The organism is Roseibium sp. FZY0029, assembly GCF_036350355.1.
Classification (GTDB): Bacteria; Pseudomonadota; Alphaproteobacteria; order Rhizobiales; family Stappiaceae; genus Roseibium.
Map to the genome: position 1 here is coordinate 525,401 of NZ_JAZDVZ010000002.1, position 17,101 is coordinate 542,501.

At 57.1% G+C, this 17,101-nt stretch carries 14 protein-coding genes; 7 read left to right on the plus strand and 7 right to left on the minus strand.

The window, feature by feature from the left end:
* Positions 1-167: 167 nt before the first annotated feature.
* The 6 genes from V1T76_RS06990 to flaF all read left to right on the plus strand — a co-directional run bounded on the left by V1T76_RS06990 (position 168) and on the right by flaF (position 7,548).
* On the plus strand, positions 168-563 hold the full coding sequence (locus V1T76_RS06990) for a hypothetical protein (protein ID WP_330559905.1): 396 nt from the start codon (positions 168-170) through the stop codon (positions 561-563).
* 715 nt (positions 564-1,278) lie between these two features.
* A complete protein-coding gene (locus V1T76_RS06995; protein WP_330559907.1) occupies positions 1,279-2,781 on the plus strand; it encodes a flagellin N-terminal helical domain-containing protein in 1,503 nt (500 codons plus the stop codon).
* A 647-nt stretch (positions 2,782-3,428) separates the two neighbouring features.
* Entirely contained in the window at positions 3,429-4,931 is a 1,503-nt protein-coding gene (locus tag V1T76_RS07000) for a flagellin N-terminal helical domain-containing protein (protein ID WP_330559908.1), read from the plus strand.
* A gap of 289 nt (positions 4,932-5,220) precedes the next feature.
* On the plus strand, positions 5,221-6,714 hold the full coding sequence (locus V1T76_RS07005; RefSeq protein ID WP_330559910.1) for a flagellin N-terminal helical domain-containing protein: 1,494 nt from the start codon (positions 5,221-5,223) through the stop codon (positions 6,712-6,714).
* A 92-nt stretch (positions 6,715-6,806) separates the two neighbouring features.
* The gene (gene flbT, locus V1T76_RS07010; RefSeq protein WP_006932693.1) at positions 6,807-7,301 is read left to right on the plus strand and encodes a flagellar biosynthesis repressor FlbT; all 495 of its coding nucleotides are present in this window, start codon (positions 6,807-6,809) and stop codon (positions 7,299-7,301) included.
* Complete coding sequence (flaF, locus tag V1T76_RS07015) at positions 7,231-7,548, plus strand: flagellar biosynthesis regulator FlaF (RefSeq protein ID WP_330559911.1); 318 nt, start codon at positions 7,231-7,233, stop codon at positions 7,546-7,548. Before flbT ends, flaF begins: the two co-directional genes overlap by 71 nt.
* Positions 7,549-7,848: 300 nt before the next feature.
* Here flaF and V1T76_RS07020 read toward each other — a convergent pair whose 3' ends face one another.
* From V1T76_RS07020 to V1T76_RS07050, 7 genes are all read right to left on the minus strand, one after another.
* Positions 7,849-9,420 (minus strand): GMC family oxidoreductase, encoded by a 1,572-nt coding sequence (locus V1T76_RS07020; RefSeq protein ID WP_330559912.1) that lies wholly within the window; start codon positions 9,418-9,420, stop codon positions 7,849-7,851.
* A 17-nt stretch (positions 9,421-9,437) separates the two neighbouring features.
* Complete coding sequence (locus V1T76_RS07025; protein ID WP_330559914.1) at positions 9,438-9,962, minus strand: Twin-arginine translocation pathway signal; 525 nt, start codon at positions 9,960-9,962, stop codon at positions 9,438-9,440.
* Between the two features lie 18 nt (positions 9,963-9,980).
* Complete coding sequence (locus V1T76_RS07030) at positions 9,981-10,376, minus strand: VOC family protein (protein WP_330559915.1); 396 nt, start codon at positions 10,374-10,376, stop codon at positions 9,981-9,983.
* Between the two features lie 113 nt (positions 10,377-10,489).
* Entirely contained in the window at positions 10,490-10,783 is a 294-nt protein-coding gene (locus tag V1T76_RS07035; protein ID WP_006932702.1) for a ribbon-helix-helix domain-containing protein, read from the minus strand.
* 268 nt (positions 10,784-11,051) lie between these two features.
* The gene (locus V1T76_RS07040; protein WP_330559916.1) at positions 11,052-12,587 is read right to left on the minus strand and encodes a flagellar protein; all 1,536 of its coding nucleotides are present in this window, start codon (positions 12,585-12,587) and stop codon (positions 11,052-11,054) included.
* Positions 12,588-12,600: 13 nt separating this feature from the next.
* A complete protein-coding gene (flgK, locus tag V1T76_RS07045) occupies positions 12,601-14,454 on the minus strand; it encodes a flagellar hook-associated protein FlgK (protein ID WP_330559917.1) in 1,854 nt (617 codons plus the stop codon).
* Between the two features lie 74 nt (positions 14,455-14,528).
* Entirely contained in the window at positions 14,529-15,920 is a 1,392-nt protein-coding gene (locus V1T76_RS07050; RefSeq protein WP_330559918.1) for a flagellar hook protein FlgE, read from the minus strand.
* A gap of 310 nt (positions 15,921-16,230) precedes the next feature.
* Here V1T76_RS07050 and V1T76_RS07055 point away from each other — a divergent pair, with 310 nt between their 5' ends.
* Positions 16,231-17,076 (plus strand): AAA family ATPase, encoded by an 846-nt coding sequence (locus tag V1T76_RS07055; RefSeq protein WP_330559919.1) that lies wholly within the window; start codon positions 16,231-16,233, stop codon positions 17,074-17,076.
* Positions 17,077-17,101: the final 25 nt, after the last annotated feature.

A 17,101-nucleotide genomic window follows, 5' to 3' on the forward strand; every position in this document is an offset into this window, starting at 1 on the left:
GCCGATTGCTGAGGCTAAATCTGCCAACAGCAACGAATCAGGAACGGCAACAACCGCATAGATCGCAATCCCTAAAAGTCTAATCATTCCGTTAACGGAGGATTCATTCCCTTACGTTACTTTTCTCTGTCTATCGGGTAAAAGTTGTTAGTCACCCGGAGGAAAAGATGTTGGACACGGGATTGGCCCGGCCGCCATCGCCGACATATACGGCGATCACGCCGGTTACGCGGGCTCCGGAGCGCAACGCTCCATCTGTTGATACGGACCTTCCGGTCGAGGAGACCGTCAGGCCGTCGACAGAGACGCAAAATGGACAGCGCACTGCGAACAACGAACGCGAGCAGCGTTCGCTGGGTGATCGCTTTTCTTCTTCGGTCGAACGCCAGAATATCATCGATCCGGAATATGACGCATTGGTCTACGTCGCGACCAACACCGAAACCGGTCAGGTCGTCCGTCAGATCCCGGCCGAAACCCTTTTGCGGCTGCGGGCATACAACGAGTCCATCCAATCGCAACAGAGCCAGCCCCCGACGGAACCGGTGCAGCGCGTCATCTGACAAGACGCAGCTTCCTGCGCCCATTCCCTTTCCGGCATGCGACACCTTTTGGCTGCGCCTTCGGCACACCGCTGCTCGCCATCGTCTCCACCTTCCGGTTCCAGCTAAGCCCCATTCATCTTCTTCGGTGATTTGCTTGCGGGGTCTGTCTCCAGTTTCTCTAGCCTAGCAAAGTTGCGTGTCTTCCTTCGCGCGCCCCCGTGTCACCTTCCCTGCCAGGCTTGCCCAAAAGAACCTGGCCGACATAACTCGCTACATGACGCGTCCCGCAAGACGCTCTCTTGAAAGCCTGCCGGCAAACCGCTTCTGCAAATCTGCTCGTCTTCACTTAAACAGCTTCCCGCCTTTCGCCCTTGGTTGCCCCGCAATGTCAGCGCTGCCATAGCCCTCGTTTCGAGCGCGGGTTAACAGATCCATCAGCTTTCAGACCGGCGGTCTCTCTTCAGGCAAATTTCCATCGCAGAAGGTCTTTTTCAAACACAACCGCCAAGCATTCAATCTGCACCGTTAAGAACTTTTGCAAGACCGAAATAGTTCTTTAAAAACAATTCGCTCAACTCATTCTGGCAATGATTTTAGTTGCTCGGCTTAGGGTGCTGTTAAGGTTAATTCACGCTAACCATCTTTGTTTAGAAGTTGTTACAAGAAACTGCCGATAGATGTTCCTCGACCCAGGAAGGGTCCGAGTATCTTGTACTCCTAGAAAGGAAACATTATGGGCGACATTACTCTGTCCAGCGCAGTTCGCGCAAACCTGAACACCCTTCAGTCCACCGCACAGTTCATGTCGGACGTCCAGAACAAACTGGCGACCGGTAAAAAAGTGAACTCCGCTCTGGACAATCCGAACAGCTTCTTCACTGCTTCCGGCCTGACCTCCCGTGCAAACGACCTGTCCACGCTTCTGGACGACATGGGCCAGTCCACGCAGACCCTGAAGGCAGCCGATCAGGGTATTCAGAGCATCACGAAGCTTGTTGAATCTGCAAAAGCAAAGGCCAACCAGGCCCTGCAGACCCAGAGCCAGTATGAACGCAAGCAGTTTGCTGCTCAGTACAACGACCTGCTGACGCAGATCGAAGATCTGGCGAAGGACTCCGGTTATAAAGGCAAGAACCTGCTCGCAGGTGAAGGCAACGACCTGAGAACCATCTTCAACGAAGACTCCACATCGAAGCTCGACATTGAAGCCGTTGACTACACCGACACCGCTCTCTCCACCGGTCTGAATCTTTCCGACCTGGCAGAAGGCGAAGGTGCTTCCTCAACCTTGCAGCTTCAGGGCGGCAAAGCAACCATCACGCTGCAGGATGCAGGCGGTTCCACTCTGAACACCAGCTCTACTCTCTCCGAGTCCACGCTGGTTGCTTCTACCACGAGCTCCCTCAGCTTCGTCGACAACACCGCGACCACTCCGGCCGTTATCTCCGGTACGAGCGGCGTGTCCGGTGGTGCAACGGTCCAGGATCTCGTTGATGGTCTCAATGCCATTGCCGGCGTACGCGCCGAATTCGACAATGACACCGGCGAGCTCAGCATCTACTCGGATGAAGACTTCTACATCAGCAACAATTCGACAACGACTGTTCTGACGGGTTCTAGCGTCGACGCCACGGCCTTCACGTCTACAACCGACTCGCTGATCGAATCTGGTTCGTTCTCTGTCGGCGACACGCTGACACTGACCGACGGCAACGGCTATGAACTCGGCTCCTTCGAGATCGAAGACGACAGCACTGTTGACGACCTGGAAAACTTCATCAACGACTTCAACGGCGTCACCGCAAACTTCGACACCGGCTCGGGCAAGATCACCATCACGTCCGAAACCGACCTGTCGCTGACCAGTGACAACACGGACTTCGCAAGCTCCGGCTTTGCGGCGGATACTGACGGGATCAATATCGCGGCGATTTCCGACAGCGGGTTTGCGACTGACAGCGACATCAATCGGGTCGTTGACCGCTTGAACACAGCTCTTGGCAACCTGAGAACCCAGGCGTCGTCCTTCGGTACCAACCTCTCCATCGTTGAAAACCGTCAGGACTTCACCAAGAACCTGATCAACACGCTGGAAGAAGGTGCAGGCAAGCTGACGCTGGCCGACACCAACGAAGAAGGTGCGAACCTCCTGGCCCTGCAGACTCGTCAGAGCCTGGCTTCTACCTCGCTGTCCTTCGCAGCGCAGGCAGACCAGAACGTTCTGCGTCTCTTCTAAGCCAGAAACTCCGGTTAAGACGACATTGGAAAGCGGGCTCCGGCCCGCTTTTCTCATTTCAGGTAGGAGAAACGTGCGTGGCACCTCGCCCTGATGATAGAGCCCGCCGACCGGCGCAAATACGGTTCCCTTCATCTCCCCGGCTAGAGACCGCCCTGTCCTTCCAGAACACCTACGTATTCAGCATGGCCAACCGTTAAGATCCCAGCGCAGGCAGACGAAAGCCCCGCTTGCAGTCTGCGCAAACTTCCTGACGGGAGTGTTGCCTAAAAAGTTCATCCAGACATCTGAGCAACTGGCCTTCGTCTGCTTTCGCAGGCTTGAAAGCGAGATTTGATTTTTTTTTCGATTGCTATAGCCACTGGGATGCGGCCTGGACAAAGCCCGCTGGATTCCGTGCTTTTTCCGCCGGCGGTCGACTTCGACACCGCTCCTTTCGCGAAAACGACAGTGATACTTTTCGGTCCCCTCTTGTGGGCCAGCAAGACGATCTCCCTGCCACATCAGACAAGGGGTCGAAGGACATTAACGTGCTGATAACCCTATTTTTCAGGCGCTTAACCATTGATTAAGGTTAACGCCTGATGATCGGTCCCAACCTGCTCAGGAAGAGCAGTTGAAATTTGACCCAGGAAAGGGATAAACCGATGCGTGACATTACGCTGTCAGCCGCCGTGCGGCAAAACCTCCTCACACTTCAATCTACTGCAGACCTGATGTCGGGCGTCCAGAACAAGCTGGCAACCGGCATGAAGGTCAACTCTGCGCTGGACAATCCGAACAGCTTCTTCACGGCGTCCGGCTTGAACTCCCGCGCAGGCGATCTCAGCACCCTGCTGGACGACATGGGCCAGTCCCTGCAGACAATCAAATCTGCGGACAAAGGCATTCAGACCATCACGGATCTGGTCGAAACCGCGAAGGCGAAAGCCAACCAGGCGCTGCAGACCCAGAGCCAGTATGAGCGTAAGACCTACGCAGCACAGTACAACGCCCTTCTGGAACAGATCGAAGATGTTGCCAAGGACAGCTCGTATAAAGGCAAGAACCTGCTTGCCGGCGACGGTAACGACCTGACCACGATCTTCAACGAAGATGCAACGTCCAAGCTGACCATTGAAGCGGTTGACTACACCGACACCGCTCTCTCCACCGGTCTGAACCTTTCCGACCTGGCAGAAGGTGTGGGATCCTCCACAACCCTGCAGCTTCGGGGTGGCAAAGCGACCCTCACCCTGCAGGATGCCGGCGGTTCGGCTCTGAACACCAGCTCAACACTCGTTGACTCAACTTTGGTTGCCTCCACCACGAGCTCCCTCAGCTTCATCGACAACACCGCGACCACTCCGGCCGTTGTCTCCGGTACGAGCGGTGTGTCCGGTGGTGCAACGGTTCAGGACCTCCTTGATGGTCTCAATGCCATTGCCGGCGTACGCGCCGATTATGACAATAACACCGGCGAACTTAACATCTACTCGGATGAAGACTTCTACATCAGCAACAATTCGACAACGACTGTTCTGACGGGTTCTAGCGTCGACGCCACGGCCTTCACGTCTACAACCGACTCGCTGATCGAATCTGGTTCGTTCTCTGTCGGCGACACGCTGACACTGACCGACGGCAACGGCTATGAACTCGGCTCCTTCGAGATCGAAGACGACAGCACTGTTGACGACCTGGAAAACTTCATCAACGACTTCAACGGTGTCACCGCAAACTTCGACACCGGCTCGGGCAAGATCACCATCACGTCCGAAACAGACTTAGCCCTGACCAGCGACAACACCGACTTCAACAGCTCCGGCTTTGCTGCGGATGCCGACGGAATCACGCTCTCCGCGATTTCCGACAGCGGGTTTGCGACAGACAGTGACATCAACCGTGTCATTGACCGGTTGAACACCAGCCTGTCCAACCTGCGGTCCCAGGCGTCCGAATTCGGTACCAACCTCTCCACTGTAGAGATCAGGCAAGACTTCACGAAGACCTTGATCAATACTCTGCAGGAAGGTGCTGGTCTTTTGACCCTGGCCGATACGAACGAGGAAGGCGCAAACCTGCTGGCCCTTCAGACCCGTCAGCAGCTTGCCTCCACCTCTCTGTCCTTCGCCTCTCAGGCGGACCAGACGGTGCTATCCCTCTTCTAATTCAAAGAGAATCAGTCGGACGCACGACTCACCAACAAGCAACGGAAACGGCGGGCCACTGGTCCGCCGTTTTCGTTTCAGGCCTGAATTACTGTCAGAAGGCGAAATTTTTTATCGTTAAAAATCAATGCTTTAAAAGAAAGCTTTTGGTAACTTTTATTTACGAGACGTTAATACGTGCATCAGCGATTAACTTTCCATTTAGTTTTACGACAAAGGTGCATGCTCGACTTGGAATAGCTGCATGATGCCTTTGGCGAGACCTGAATAGGGAAAGCGGTGAAGTCTGATGCCTGATATTGTTCTCTCCAGTGCTGTCCGGGACAATCTCCTGTCGCTGAAACAGACGGCTGATTTGCAATCGATCACGCAAACACGCCTGGCAACGGGTTTGAAGGTCAACACAGCGCTCGATAATCCGAACTCCTATTTCACGGCGCAATCGCTCAACGACAGGGCAAGCGATCTGTCCAACCTTCTGGACAACATGGGCCAGGCGGTGCAGACGATCCGCGCCGCGGACAAGGGCATCACATCGATCACCAAGCTGGTGGAATCGGCAAAGGCCATCGCGAACCAGGCCTTGCAGACGTCCAGCGAGTATGAACGCAAGCTGTTCACCAGCCAGTACAACGATCTGCTGGAACAGATCGAAGACATGGCACGGGACTCCAGCTACAAGGGCAAGAACCTTCTTGCCGGCGCCGGTAACGAGCTTGAAGTTATCTTCAACGAGGACAGCACCTCGAACCTCACCGTCAACCCGGTCGACTTTACCGACACCTCTCTGGATGACGGGCTCAATCTGGATGATCTCGATGCAGGCGGCACCGGTACATCGTCCTTCAACCTCTACAGCGGCACGACCACCATTTCCCTGTCGGGAATGCAGGCCTCGTCGAACCTGACGGATCTGGCCGACTGGGCGACCGGCAACGTTATCAGCATCACCGATTCCTCCGGCACCACAAACCTGACGGTCGGCACCGACATCACCACGGTGCAGGATTACGTGGATGCGCTGAACGATCTCAACGGCGTTAGTGCGACTTTTGACGAAGCGACGGATTCCATCACGATCACGTCCGGTCTCGACAACGCTCTCTATATCTCCAAGGACAACACCGGCGGCGGCGCGGCGACGGACGGTGGCGACACCGGCGGCACCACGACCACGATGACGGTGTCTCCTCTCAGTTCTACGGCGACACTGATCACCTCAGGTGGGTTCCAGGCTGGCGACACGATCACGATCACTGACGGCAACGGCTTCGAGCCGGCTTCGCTGGAGATTGATGAAGAAACCACGGTCAGCGATCTCGTGACCTTCATCAACAACGTGAAGGGTCTGGATGCGACCTTCTCCGGCGGCAGCATCAGCCTTATCGGCGAAGTCTCGTTCGACATTTCCAGCAGCAACAGCGATTTCAACAGGACGACGCTCGGATCAACGTCGGGGATCGTGTCGTTGACGGCCGCCGCCTCCGAATTCAAGTCGGATACGGATATCGATCGAACGCTGCAGGCCATCAACGCGGCGCTCGATGAGCTTCGCAACGCGGCCCGGTCCATGGGCACGGCGCTTTCGACTGTGGAAATCCGAACCGACTTCACACAAAATCTGATCAACACGCTGGAGGTTGGCGCAGGCCACCTGACAATTGCTGACATGAATGAAGAAGGTGCTAACATGCTTGCGCTGCAAACCCGTCAGCAGCTTTCTTCGACGGCTCTGTCTCTCGCCAACCAGGCAGATCAGAGCGTCTTGAGCCTGTTCGGTTAACACCGGAGGCGTTTATCATTAAGGTATCGGGGGCAAATCGTTAACGGTTTCGTTAACGTTTCATGGCGATACTTCTGCGTGGAGGTCACGGAATGGCGCTCAAGGTCGAGTTGAAACCGGGCGAGCGAATTATCATTGGGGAAAGTGTCATCACCAATGACAATCAGCGCACTCGCCTTTTTATCGAAGGCCAGGCTCCCATTCTGCGAGAAAAGGACATTCTCACGCCGGCCACTGCGGATACACCAGCGAAACGGGTCTACCTGGCTGTCCAGCTGATGTATCTGTCAACTGACTTGGAGAAGATACAGGAGAGTTACTTCAGCCTCGTCAATGACATAGTGAAGGCCGCGCCGAGTACAATTCCTTTTGTCACCAGGATTAGTAACGCCATACTAACCGGCGCCTTCTATAAAGCACTGAAAGAAGCACGTAAGCTCATCGAGTATGAAGGGACGCTGATCAGTCATGTACAAACAGGCAGCGCAGGCTTACCAGAAAACAAGCCAGGTGGCGATGTCACCGAGGGAGCTGGAAGCGAATCTGCTGATGAAGGCCGCAGCCCGGCTTCAGTTGATCAAGGATGAATGGGCAAATTCCTCTCTTGCGGAAAAAGATGACGCCCTGGTGTACAATCGCAAGCTCTGGACAATTCTCGTAACATCCGCGACCAGTGCTGAAAGCGAACTGCCTCAGGACATCAAGAACAATATCGCCACGCTCGGCATATTCGTGTTCAAGCAGACCATCGCAGTCATGACGACTGACGATGATAAAAAGCTCGATACCCTCATCAGCATCAATCGCTCGATCGCCGAGGGTCTGAGGTCCTGATCCCGGCAAGCCCGGTTATAGAACAGCCTCAGAAAATACGATCAGACATCAAGAAAGGCCGCCAGGGTAACCTTGGCGGCCTTTCTCTTGACTGCAACGTCAGCCTGCCCTCCCCCGGTGGAAACGGAGGAAGTCTCCGCCGGGGATCAGCGGGTCCTCAAGCTGCGGGCAGGAATTGCAGCCATGAGACATGAAGCACGTCCTGAACGGCCTGCGCTGAAGTGAGCGCAGGCAATGCCTTCAGCCCCCGAGACGTTCGGCCTGGAAAGCGGAACCGTCCCGAAGGCCGCCTGCGCATGACTACAGATTGCCTGTACTCATTTCCCGGGCGATGTGATCGGCCTGACGGATTGCCAGCGCAACGATCGTCAGGGTCGGGTTTTCAGAAGCGCCCGTGGTAAACTGGGACCCGTCCGACACGAATAGATTGGCTATATCGTGGGTCTGCCCCCAGCGATTGACCACGCCGTCGCGAGGGTTTTCCGACATCCGGTTGGTGCCCAGATTGTGGGTCGACGGGTATGGCGGTGTCGGGAAGGTCCGGGTCGCCCCAACTGCCTCATAGATGGCTATTCCCTGTTTATAGGCGTGATTGCGCATGGCGACGTCATTGGGATGATCGTCGAAGTGAACATTCGCAACTGGCAGGCCGAATTTGTCCTTCACATCATGATTGAGCGTGACGCGGTTCGTTTCCTGAGGCATGTCCTCGCCGACGATCCACATCCCGGCCATGTTTTCATAGCCGTCGAGCGCACTGGTGAACTCCCGGCCCCATCCGCCCGGGTCGAGAAAAGCTGCCATGAACGGCAGTCCAAGCGAGAGGGTTTCCAGCTCATAGCCCCCGACGAAGCCACGTGACGGATCGTGACGGGCCTCATCCTGAATGATGCCGGCCATGGTGGTTCCGCGCCACATCTTCACGGGTTTGTCGAAAATGGCATAGACCGACCCTGTGGTGTGGCGCATGTAGTTGCGTCCCACCTGACCAGAGCTGTTGGCAAGACCATCCGGGAACATGGAAGATGCAGAATTCAGCAAGAGCCTCGGACTCTCGAACGAGTTGCCGGCAACGCACACGACACGGGCTTTCTGAAGCTGCAGATTGCCGTCCTTGTCGAAATACTCGACCCCGGTCACCTTGCCTGTGTCGTCATGAAGAATGCGCGCGACATGGGCGTGGTCGCGAACTTCCAGATTTCCGGTTGCCTCGCCGCGGGGAATGTCCGTGTAGGCGGCCGACCACTTCGCTCCCCATTTGCACCCTTGAAAACAGAAGCCTGTCTGCTGACAGGAGATACGCTCGTCATAGTCGCCAGAGTTGATGGCCATCCGGCCCGTGTGGACTTCCTTGTAACCGAGCGCCTTGGCACCTTTCTCGAAAACCAGATAATTGTTGTTGCCCGGCAACCCTGCGCGGCCACCTGTGCGCGTCACACCCAGCTTGGTTTCGGCAAGGGTGTACCAGGGGTCCATTTCCTCCGCATCGATCGGCCAGTCGAGCAGGTTGGCACCCTGAACGTTGCCGTAAGACGTCTTTGCCTTCCATTCATGCGGCTGGAAGCGGATCGAGGCCCCCGCCCAGTGAACGGTGGTGCCGCCAACAGCCTTGACGATCCAGGCCGGCAGTCCGGAAAAGTCCTTGGCAACCCGCCAGTCGCCCGATGTGGTTCTGGGATCGACCCAGGCAAGTTGCCCGAAACTTTCCCATTCGTCGTTGACATAGTCCTCCGGCAGGTAGCGTCCGCCCGCCTCCAGAGCCACGACACTCACGCCTTTCTGCGCCAGTTCGTTGGCAAGCACACCGCCGCCGGCGCCTGTTCCGATCACAACGACAACCGTGTCGTCATTCAGGTCAAAAGGTGCAGCCATGGTTTCCTCCCTCAGGCTCAAAGCCAGTTGATGTCATTGAAGCCCCGGTCGATGTAGCCACCCAACTCGTAGGAAGCTCCCTCGTAACCAAACAACGGCCAGACCGCTTTCTGATTGTAGAGACCGGTCACGAGACCGCCCCTGATCCGTTGAAAGAACGGGCTGTCCTCCATCGACCGCAGCAGATCGGCTCTGTCGCGCTCCCAACCGATTGCGAGATAGGAGGCATGCCCTCTCCCCTGGGCTGCTCCATTCAGAGCCTCGATACCGGCTTCGATATCCTCGGCAAGGTCGGGCGTGTCGTATCCCTTGACGGCGATGACGTAATATTCGTCGCCGACGTGGTCATGCGGATAGATGTCCCGTGCCATCTGCACCAGCGTGGCAAAGCTGTCCGGCTTGAGCGCGCTCAGCTCCGTCGCCCAGGCTCCGTCCCTGGCCGCCAGAAATCCCGATCCGGTGACGAAGGCGGCTCCTGCCGCCGTCGCCCGGGCCAGAAGCTGCCGTCTGGTCAAACCTCTCGGACTGTTTTCGGTTTTCATGCTCTCCTCCCATTCAAGTCACTCGTATCGACCGCCGCGCTGAAGCACCTCGATCTGATAGCCATCGGGATCCGCAACGAAGAAGAAGCGCGCAATGACGTCTCCCCCGGGAGCGAAATCGACCAGTTTTCGTGGATTGAGACCTGCGGCTTCGAACCGTGCGTGCTCGCTGTCGAGATCATCGACGCTGAACGCCAGATGGCCATAGCCGTCGCCAAGGTCATAGGGCTCCGTCCGCCCCTTGTTGACCGTCAGTTCCAGCTCGAAGCCGGACTCGCTGTTGCTCAGGTAGATCAGGGTAAAATCGGGGAAATCCAGACGATCCGCTACGGTCAGTCCGAATGCTTTTTCATAAAAGGAAAGAGACCTGTGTTCGTCCAGAACACGGATCATGGAATGAATTGCTTTCGCCACGCGTTACTCCGCTCTGCTTGAATTGGCATGAGTGAAGCGTAGCGCGTGGCAACTATCGCCTGGGTAGTATGCTTATACTGCGAGCGGCAAAACTTGCGTTGCAATGCAAAATATCATTCCGCGGCAATCGAAGCCGCATGCTGGTTCGACGAAATCTCAAGGAACTTCAGACAGGCGCAGCGCAACAGCGAGGTGAAGTTCTTCGGCTCCCCCCGCAATTCGATCACTTCGGAATGAAGCGTCGAGATGAAATGAGGCGTCGTCACCCCTTCCGAAGCGGCGATCTGATCCAGAATCGCCCAGAAGGAATTTTCCAGACGGATACTCGTGCTCTGTCCGTTGAGCCGCAACCGCCGGGTCTGGCTGGCGTAGCGTTCCGGATCCTGTCCGGCGAATACATGACACATCGGCTCTCCCTCCCATGGTGTCGATCTTTACGCGGTGTGCCGCGGTGTTTTCTTGGAAAAGGAATAGAAAAATTCAGGCCGTCGCCAAAACCGTCCTGCCCGGGTCAGGCTGGCTGTGGACGCCATTTAGAGATCGGCCGGGACAAAAGCGACAGAAAGAGTGTTCCCCCAAAGGCGGGATATTTCAAGACTTTTCGCCGCCCGACACAAAGGCGCGTGTATCCGCAGGCGCAAAACGCCTGCGGAGGGAAAGCGAGATTGGGAGATCTTACAGGTAATCGGACAGGGTCAGATTGAACACGATCGACGAGGCCCGGTAGGAAACCTCGATATTGGTCTGCAATTGCAGGATCTCGGCCGCAACCTGATCCCGGTCGATGCCTTCGATATCCGCGATCGTGCCCTGATAGCTGCTTTTCATCTGCACATGCCGCTCGTCGGTCAACGAAACCGTCCGGTGCGTGATGGCGATGTCCGTGGCAATGTCGGTGATCCCCGACTGATCGACACCGGGGGGCTGCAAGGTGGTGCGCAGATTTGTCGACAGCGTGTTGTAGTATTCTTCGTCAATCGTCGTGCCGCCGGAAAAATCCGCGGCAATAAACGCCGCCAGAGACTGGACCAGTTCCTGCAGCGGCTTCTCGTTGGCCCGAATGCCGTATTGAACCGTGAGATTGCTGTCGATCACCGCGTTCTTGTCCGTGCGCGGATCGTCCGTTGGCGTATTGCGGCCGGTGTACCAGGCGACAGTCGTCGATCCGCCGCCGGTCAGTGCGGTTGCACTGTCGAACGGCGGCCCGTCGACACGCTGCGGCTCCTCGCCGCCGAAAGTCTTGAAGAACTCTTCCGCCGCCCATTCGTCGGACACCGAGCGAAGGGTCGTCTGCGCCTGATGTTCGATCTCCGCCGTCAGCGCATCACGCAGGTTCTGCGCGGTTTCCTCAAGATCGCTCCCGATTGCAAACGTGCCCTCTTCAGCGGTGCTGTTGGCAGCCGTCAGCTCTATGGAGATCGTCTCGCTGTGGTCGGGTGGCAGGGAAAGCTCCACCGTGATGGTCTCGCCCAGTTCCGGTTGCCCGGTAAACTGCACATCGAAACTGTCCGGGTCCGTCGCCGAAGGCCCGGTAATGGAAACATTGGTCAGGGTCGATGCAACCGAAGCGATGTCGAAGCCGAAATCATGCGCCCCATCTTCCGCGATGGTGAAGGTGGAATCGGTCGGCACCGCGCCCGCATAATTTGTGGTCAGCGCTGAGGTCGTCATGCGGCCGTTGTTGCCTGCCCCGAGATTCGCCTCGGAATACTCGCTCATGACCGTTCTCAGCCCGTCACGACCGTTTGCTCCGTCCAGAATGTCGTCGATCCTGGCAACGGGATCCTGAACGGCATCCGTGCCGCCGAAGACGTAAAATCCGGCGACTTCCGTGTTCAGGATGTTCAGCGCTTCGTTCAGCAGCAATTTGGCGCGAGACTGGGTCTGGGTCTGCCCGTCGTCCTGAAGCACGAAGTCGTTGGTGTCGAGCGCGGATTTCGCATCCTGACGGATGTCCTCCAGGCGTTCCAGCGACATGGTGGACGTTTTCAGGTGCAGATTGGCAATAGTGATCGTGTCCTGATAGCTCTCGATCATGCTGACCTTCTGGGTCAGCTGAATATCCAGAAGCCGGCGGTCGCCCACCTCGCCGTAGGTTGTGCCGACCTTGCCTCTGGCAAGCTGTGTGGTCTTGCTTGCCAGCATATCGTTGAGCTCGCCGAGCTGGCGGGTCAGATAAGTCCGGGAGGTGGTGATATTCGAAACTGCCATAACGCACCCAACCTTAAACGATGTTCAGGAGCTCTTCGAAGAGATCCTTGATGGTCTGCATGACGCGGGCATTGGCCGCATAGGCGTTTTCAAGCTGAACCATGAAGGCCAGTTCGGCGTCGAGATCGACCGAGTAGCTCTGCTCGTAGCGAATGGCGAGATTCATGGTCAGCGCCTCCTTGGAATCCGCATATGTGGCTGCGTCTTCCGCCTGGTTGCCCTGAAACGCGACTGTCTGGTTGACGTAGTCCACCAGCGTCCCCTGGAACGGGGTCGACGCGCTGCCGATCCCCGAACCCGGATCATAATGTTTGGTACCCACACTAAGCGCATCCGACAGGTACTTGGCCCGTGCCGGATCATTGGATGTGTTCGGTGTTGGCGTGGTCTGGTAATTCACCAGAAGCGCACTGTCGGCCAGTAGATCCGGATTAACGCTGATCCCGGACGCATAGCCGAGCCGCTGACCACCGCCTTCAAGCGCATCGGTGAAGAGGTCTGTTCCGACCCGCTGGTCGACGAAGATCGCAAGCCCCAGCCCCTGATCGGAATTGGCCGTCACGGTGACATTCGCGCTCAGGCTCTCGACGCTGGTCGGCGCTGTGTTGTCGCCGAGAACGCGCAGGTTGTCCGATCCGTCGTTGCTGACCAGAAGGCCGGTCCCGGACAGCGCCGCGGTGATGTTGGTGATATAGGTTGCCGGAACGCCGCTGGAAATATCGATACCGAAGACGGTATCGCCCGGATTGGCAGTCGCGGAATCGTCCAGTGGCAGCAAGGTGGGATCGTCCACGGCCACCAGCGTGACGGTCTGCGGATTGCCGCTGCTGTCGGTATAATCCAGCGTGATCGTATTGCCCGGTTGAAGCGCGGACACATCGAGATCGAAACCGCTGTCCAGTCCGACCGTCGCAGCCGTGCTTTCAACATCCACATTGGAAAAGGCAAGTGAGAGTTCGGCAGCGATCGTGTCGAGCTGTGTCTGGGCCTCGACCAGAATATCGTCGCGAAGTTCAGCGGTCGCCAGCATTGAACCGGATTTCGACGACGCGATGAGATCATACTGGGTGCCACCCGGTGTTCTCACCATCACCGAGTTGCCGGCCTGGCCCGGCTGAAGCAGGTGCGTGGCATTGAAGGTCAGTGTCGAGGCCTTGCCGTCAGCGTAGAGCTGGTTGCCGCCTGCGGTGCGGATGGCAATCGAATTGTTGTCGTTCTTGGAAACATCGATATCGAGATAACCGGACAGCTGCTCGATCAGCCGGTCGCGCTCGTCTTCCATGTCCGCAGTCGAAACCCCGGACTGGGTCGCGCTCTGGATGGCTTCGTCGATGTCTTCGATGCTTGAGAGCAGACCATTCACGCTGTCTGTCTGCGAAGCCAGTGCGTTGTCCGCTTCCTGACGCAGGTCCGCGATCTGCGCATAGGACGAGTTGATCTCCCGGGCAAAAGCTTCCGCGGCCGAGACCACATCCTTTTGAATGGCATAATTGCCCGGATCGTTCACCAGGCTGGAAAGGGCGGTAGACAGTTTGCCAGCAAGCGATGACAAGGAGCTCTTGTCATCGATGGTGCCGAAAATATCGTCCAGCCGATCGGTAAAATCCGCGATCTGGCGGGAATAACTGGTGTCGGCGAGTGAGTTGAAATAGTCGGACTGGATCTGCTCGTTGACGATCCGGCGCACTTCAGTTGCGTTCAGCCCGGCAACATTGCCGTTTCCGTCGAAATAGACATTCGCCGAAATTGTCTTTTTGGAATAGCCGGCCGTATCCGCGTTCGCGATGTTGGACGCGGTAACGTCCAGCTGACGCTGATTATAGGTGATTCCGAAAACCGCGGTATTGAGGGCGCTTGTAAGACCCATGGCGGCTTCTCCTTCGTACTACGCGACAAGGCCAGGCCGGCCGGCGGGTAAAGACCCCGCCGGCCAGGGCGGGATTACCGGACCATATTCAAGGCATCATCGAGCATCTCGTCCGCGGACGTGACGATCCTCGAGTTTGCGGAATAGGCCTGCTGGGTGATGATCAGCTTGGAAAACTCGTCAGCAATATCGGCGTTGGAGAGTTCCACCTTCTTGGCAAGGATCTGCCCGCCGCCGGAAAGATCCGCGTCGCCCGATCCGGCGGTTGCCGCAAACGCGGCACCGTCAACGCGCTGCAGGTCCTGTTCGGCCTGGAACGTCGCGAGCGGGATCTGGTAAACGGGGCGCTGCTGGTTGTTGGAATAGCTGGCAATCACGCGGCCGGAAGCATCCACGGCGACGCCAGTCAGTTCACCTGCCGGGAAACCGTCCTGGTCCAGCGACACGGAGCTGGCCCTGCCATCCTTGTCGGAATACTGGGTCAGGGACCCGTCGGCGAAGGAAAATTCAACGTTCGCCGCAGTGGTACCGCCAATGGTGAGCGAGGAAATGGTAAAACCGTCACCTGAGCCGTTCACCGCTGAACCGGTCATGGCACCGGCCGTCAGGGTGGTCATCTCGCCGGTATCGTCAAACTGGATCGTACCCACATCGTACCAGGCATCGGTCGCATCGCCGCCGGTACCGATATACATCGTCCAGGCATCTTCCACGACGGGGGGACCGGCATCATAGTTCGCGGTCTTGGCATAACGAACTTCGACGGGCATCGCCGTGCCGTTCTGGTTATAGATCGTGATGGACCCACCGGAAATGGAGCTGTTCAGGAAGTCCGCTTCGTTCGCGACAGCAACGTTGCCGGCACCGACGGTGGCGTTCAGCAGAGCCGTGGTTTCATCAGCACCATCGTAGTCGTTGGTAGCCGGAACACGCGGCAGGTTGGCCTGGTAATCAACTGTCGTGGTGGCAGAGGCGGCCAAAGGCTGGTTCTCGATCTGGATCACCGTCGGATTGTCGCCGATCGCGTTGCCGGTATTGGGATCCAGCGGGAAGCCCTGCAGGTAGTAGCCGGAGCTGTTGATCAGATAACCTTCCTTGTCGCGCTCGAAGTCGCCCGCGCGGGTGTAGTAGGTTTCGTCAGCAAAGGTGGTCGAGCCATCGACGACATCGGACGCCTTGGTCACGACAAAATAGCCCGGGCCATTGATGGCCATGTAGGTGTCGACGTCGACCGACGTGATATCGCCCTGCACGGTGTTGGTGGCACGAGATGTGGCGAAGGTGGTTCCGGACACCTGTTGAGCCTGCTTGGACCCGCCACCGGACACCAGATCGGAGAATGTGGTGTCGAGCCGTTTGTAACCGGTCGTCTGCGAGTTTGCGACGTTACCGGAAATATTTTCGAGAGCCTTAGCCTGCGCAGCCAGTCCTGAGACAGCCGAGTTGATAGCCCCATAAATACCCATTTTCGGTCCTCTTTATAGATCGGGCACTGCGACGCGGGCTTGCGCCCATGATCGGCCTTCCTCCGCAAAGGCCGTGCCAGTTTGGGAAAATCATTCATTTTCGCTATATTTCAGATACTTAGGCAGACTTCTTGTGCCGAAAGCGGAAAAACCAACCCGGCAGGTCATGACCCAACAGGCAAAAACTACCGCGCAACCCGGCAAGAGAGGTTCAAAATTGCCGCGCCCCGGCACTCCTGCCTTTTACGGGCTTGCACAGCCGCGCGCGGCCTGCCACCTTGCGCCCGATTGAGGAAAAACGGACGGCCAAATGCGCTTCGAAGGAACTGAAAGCTATATCGCCACGGAAGATCTGCGGGTTGCGGTCAATGCCGCGGTCGCCCTGGAGCGGCCGTTGCTGATCAAGGGAGAACCCGGCACCGGCAAGACCGTACTTGCCGAACAGGTTGCTGCAGCCCTGAAAGCCCCGCTGATCGAATGGCATGTCAAATCCACGACAAAGGCTCAGCAGGGCCTTTATGAATACGATGCTGTTTCACGCCTGCGCGACAGCCAGCTCGGCGACGAGCGCGTGAAGGACATCAACAACTACATCCGCAAGGGCAAGCTCTGGGAAGCATTCGATTCTGCGCAGAGGCCGGTTCTGCTGATCGATGAGGTCGACAAGGCCGATATAGAATTTCCGAACGATCTTCTCCTGGAACTCGACCGCATGGAGTTCCATGTCTATGAGACCGGTGAAACCGTACGCGCCAAGCAGCGCCCGATCGTCATCATCACGTCCAACAACGAGAAGGACCTGCCCGACGCTTTCCTGCGCCGGTGTTTCTTCCATTTCATCAAGTTTCCCGATGCCGACACCATGACGGAGATCGTCGAGGTGCATTTCCCGGGCATCAAGCAAAGGCTGCTGTCGGAAGCCCTGCGTCTGTTCTATGATGTTCGTGACGTTCCGGGACTGAAGAAGAAGCCATCCACCTCCGAGCTGATCGACTGGATCAAGCTGCTTTTGAACGAAGACATCGACCCCGAAACCCTTCGTCAACAAGATAGCTCCAAACTGATACCGCCGCTGCACGGCGCGCTGTTGAAGAACGAGCAGGACGTGCATCTGTTCGAACGCCTGGCGTTCATGGCACGCCGGGAACGGTCCTGAAGTCCGGGCCTTCGAACGGAAAAAC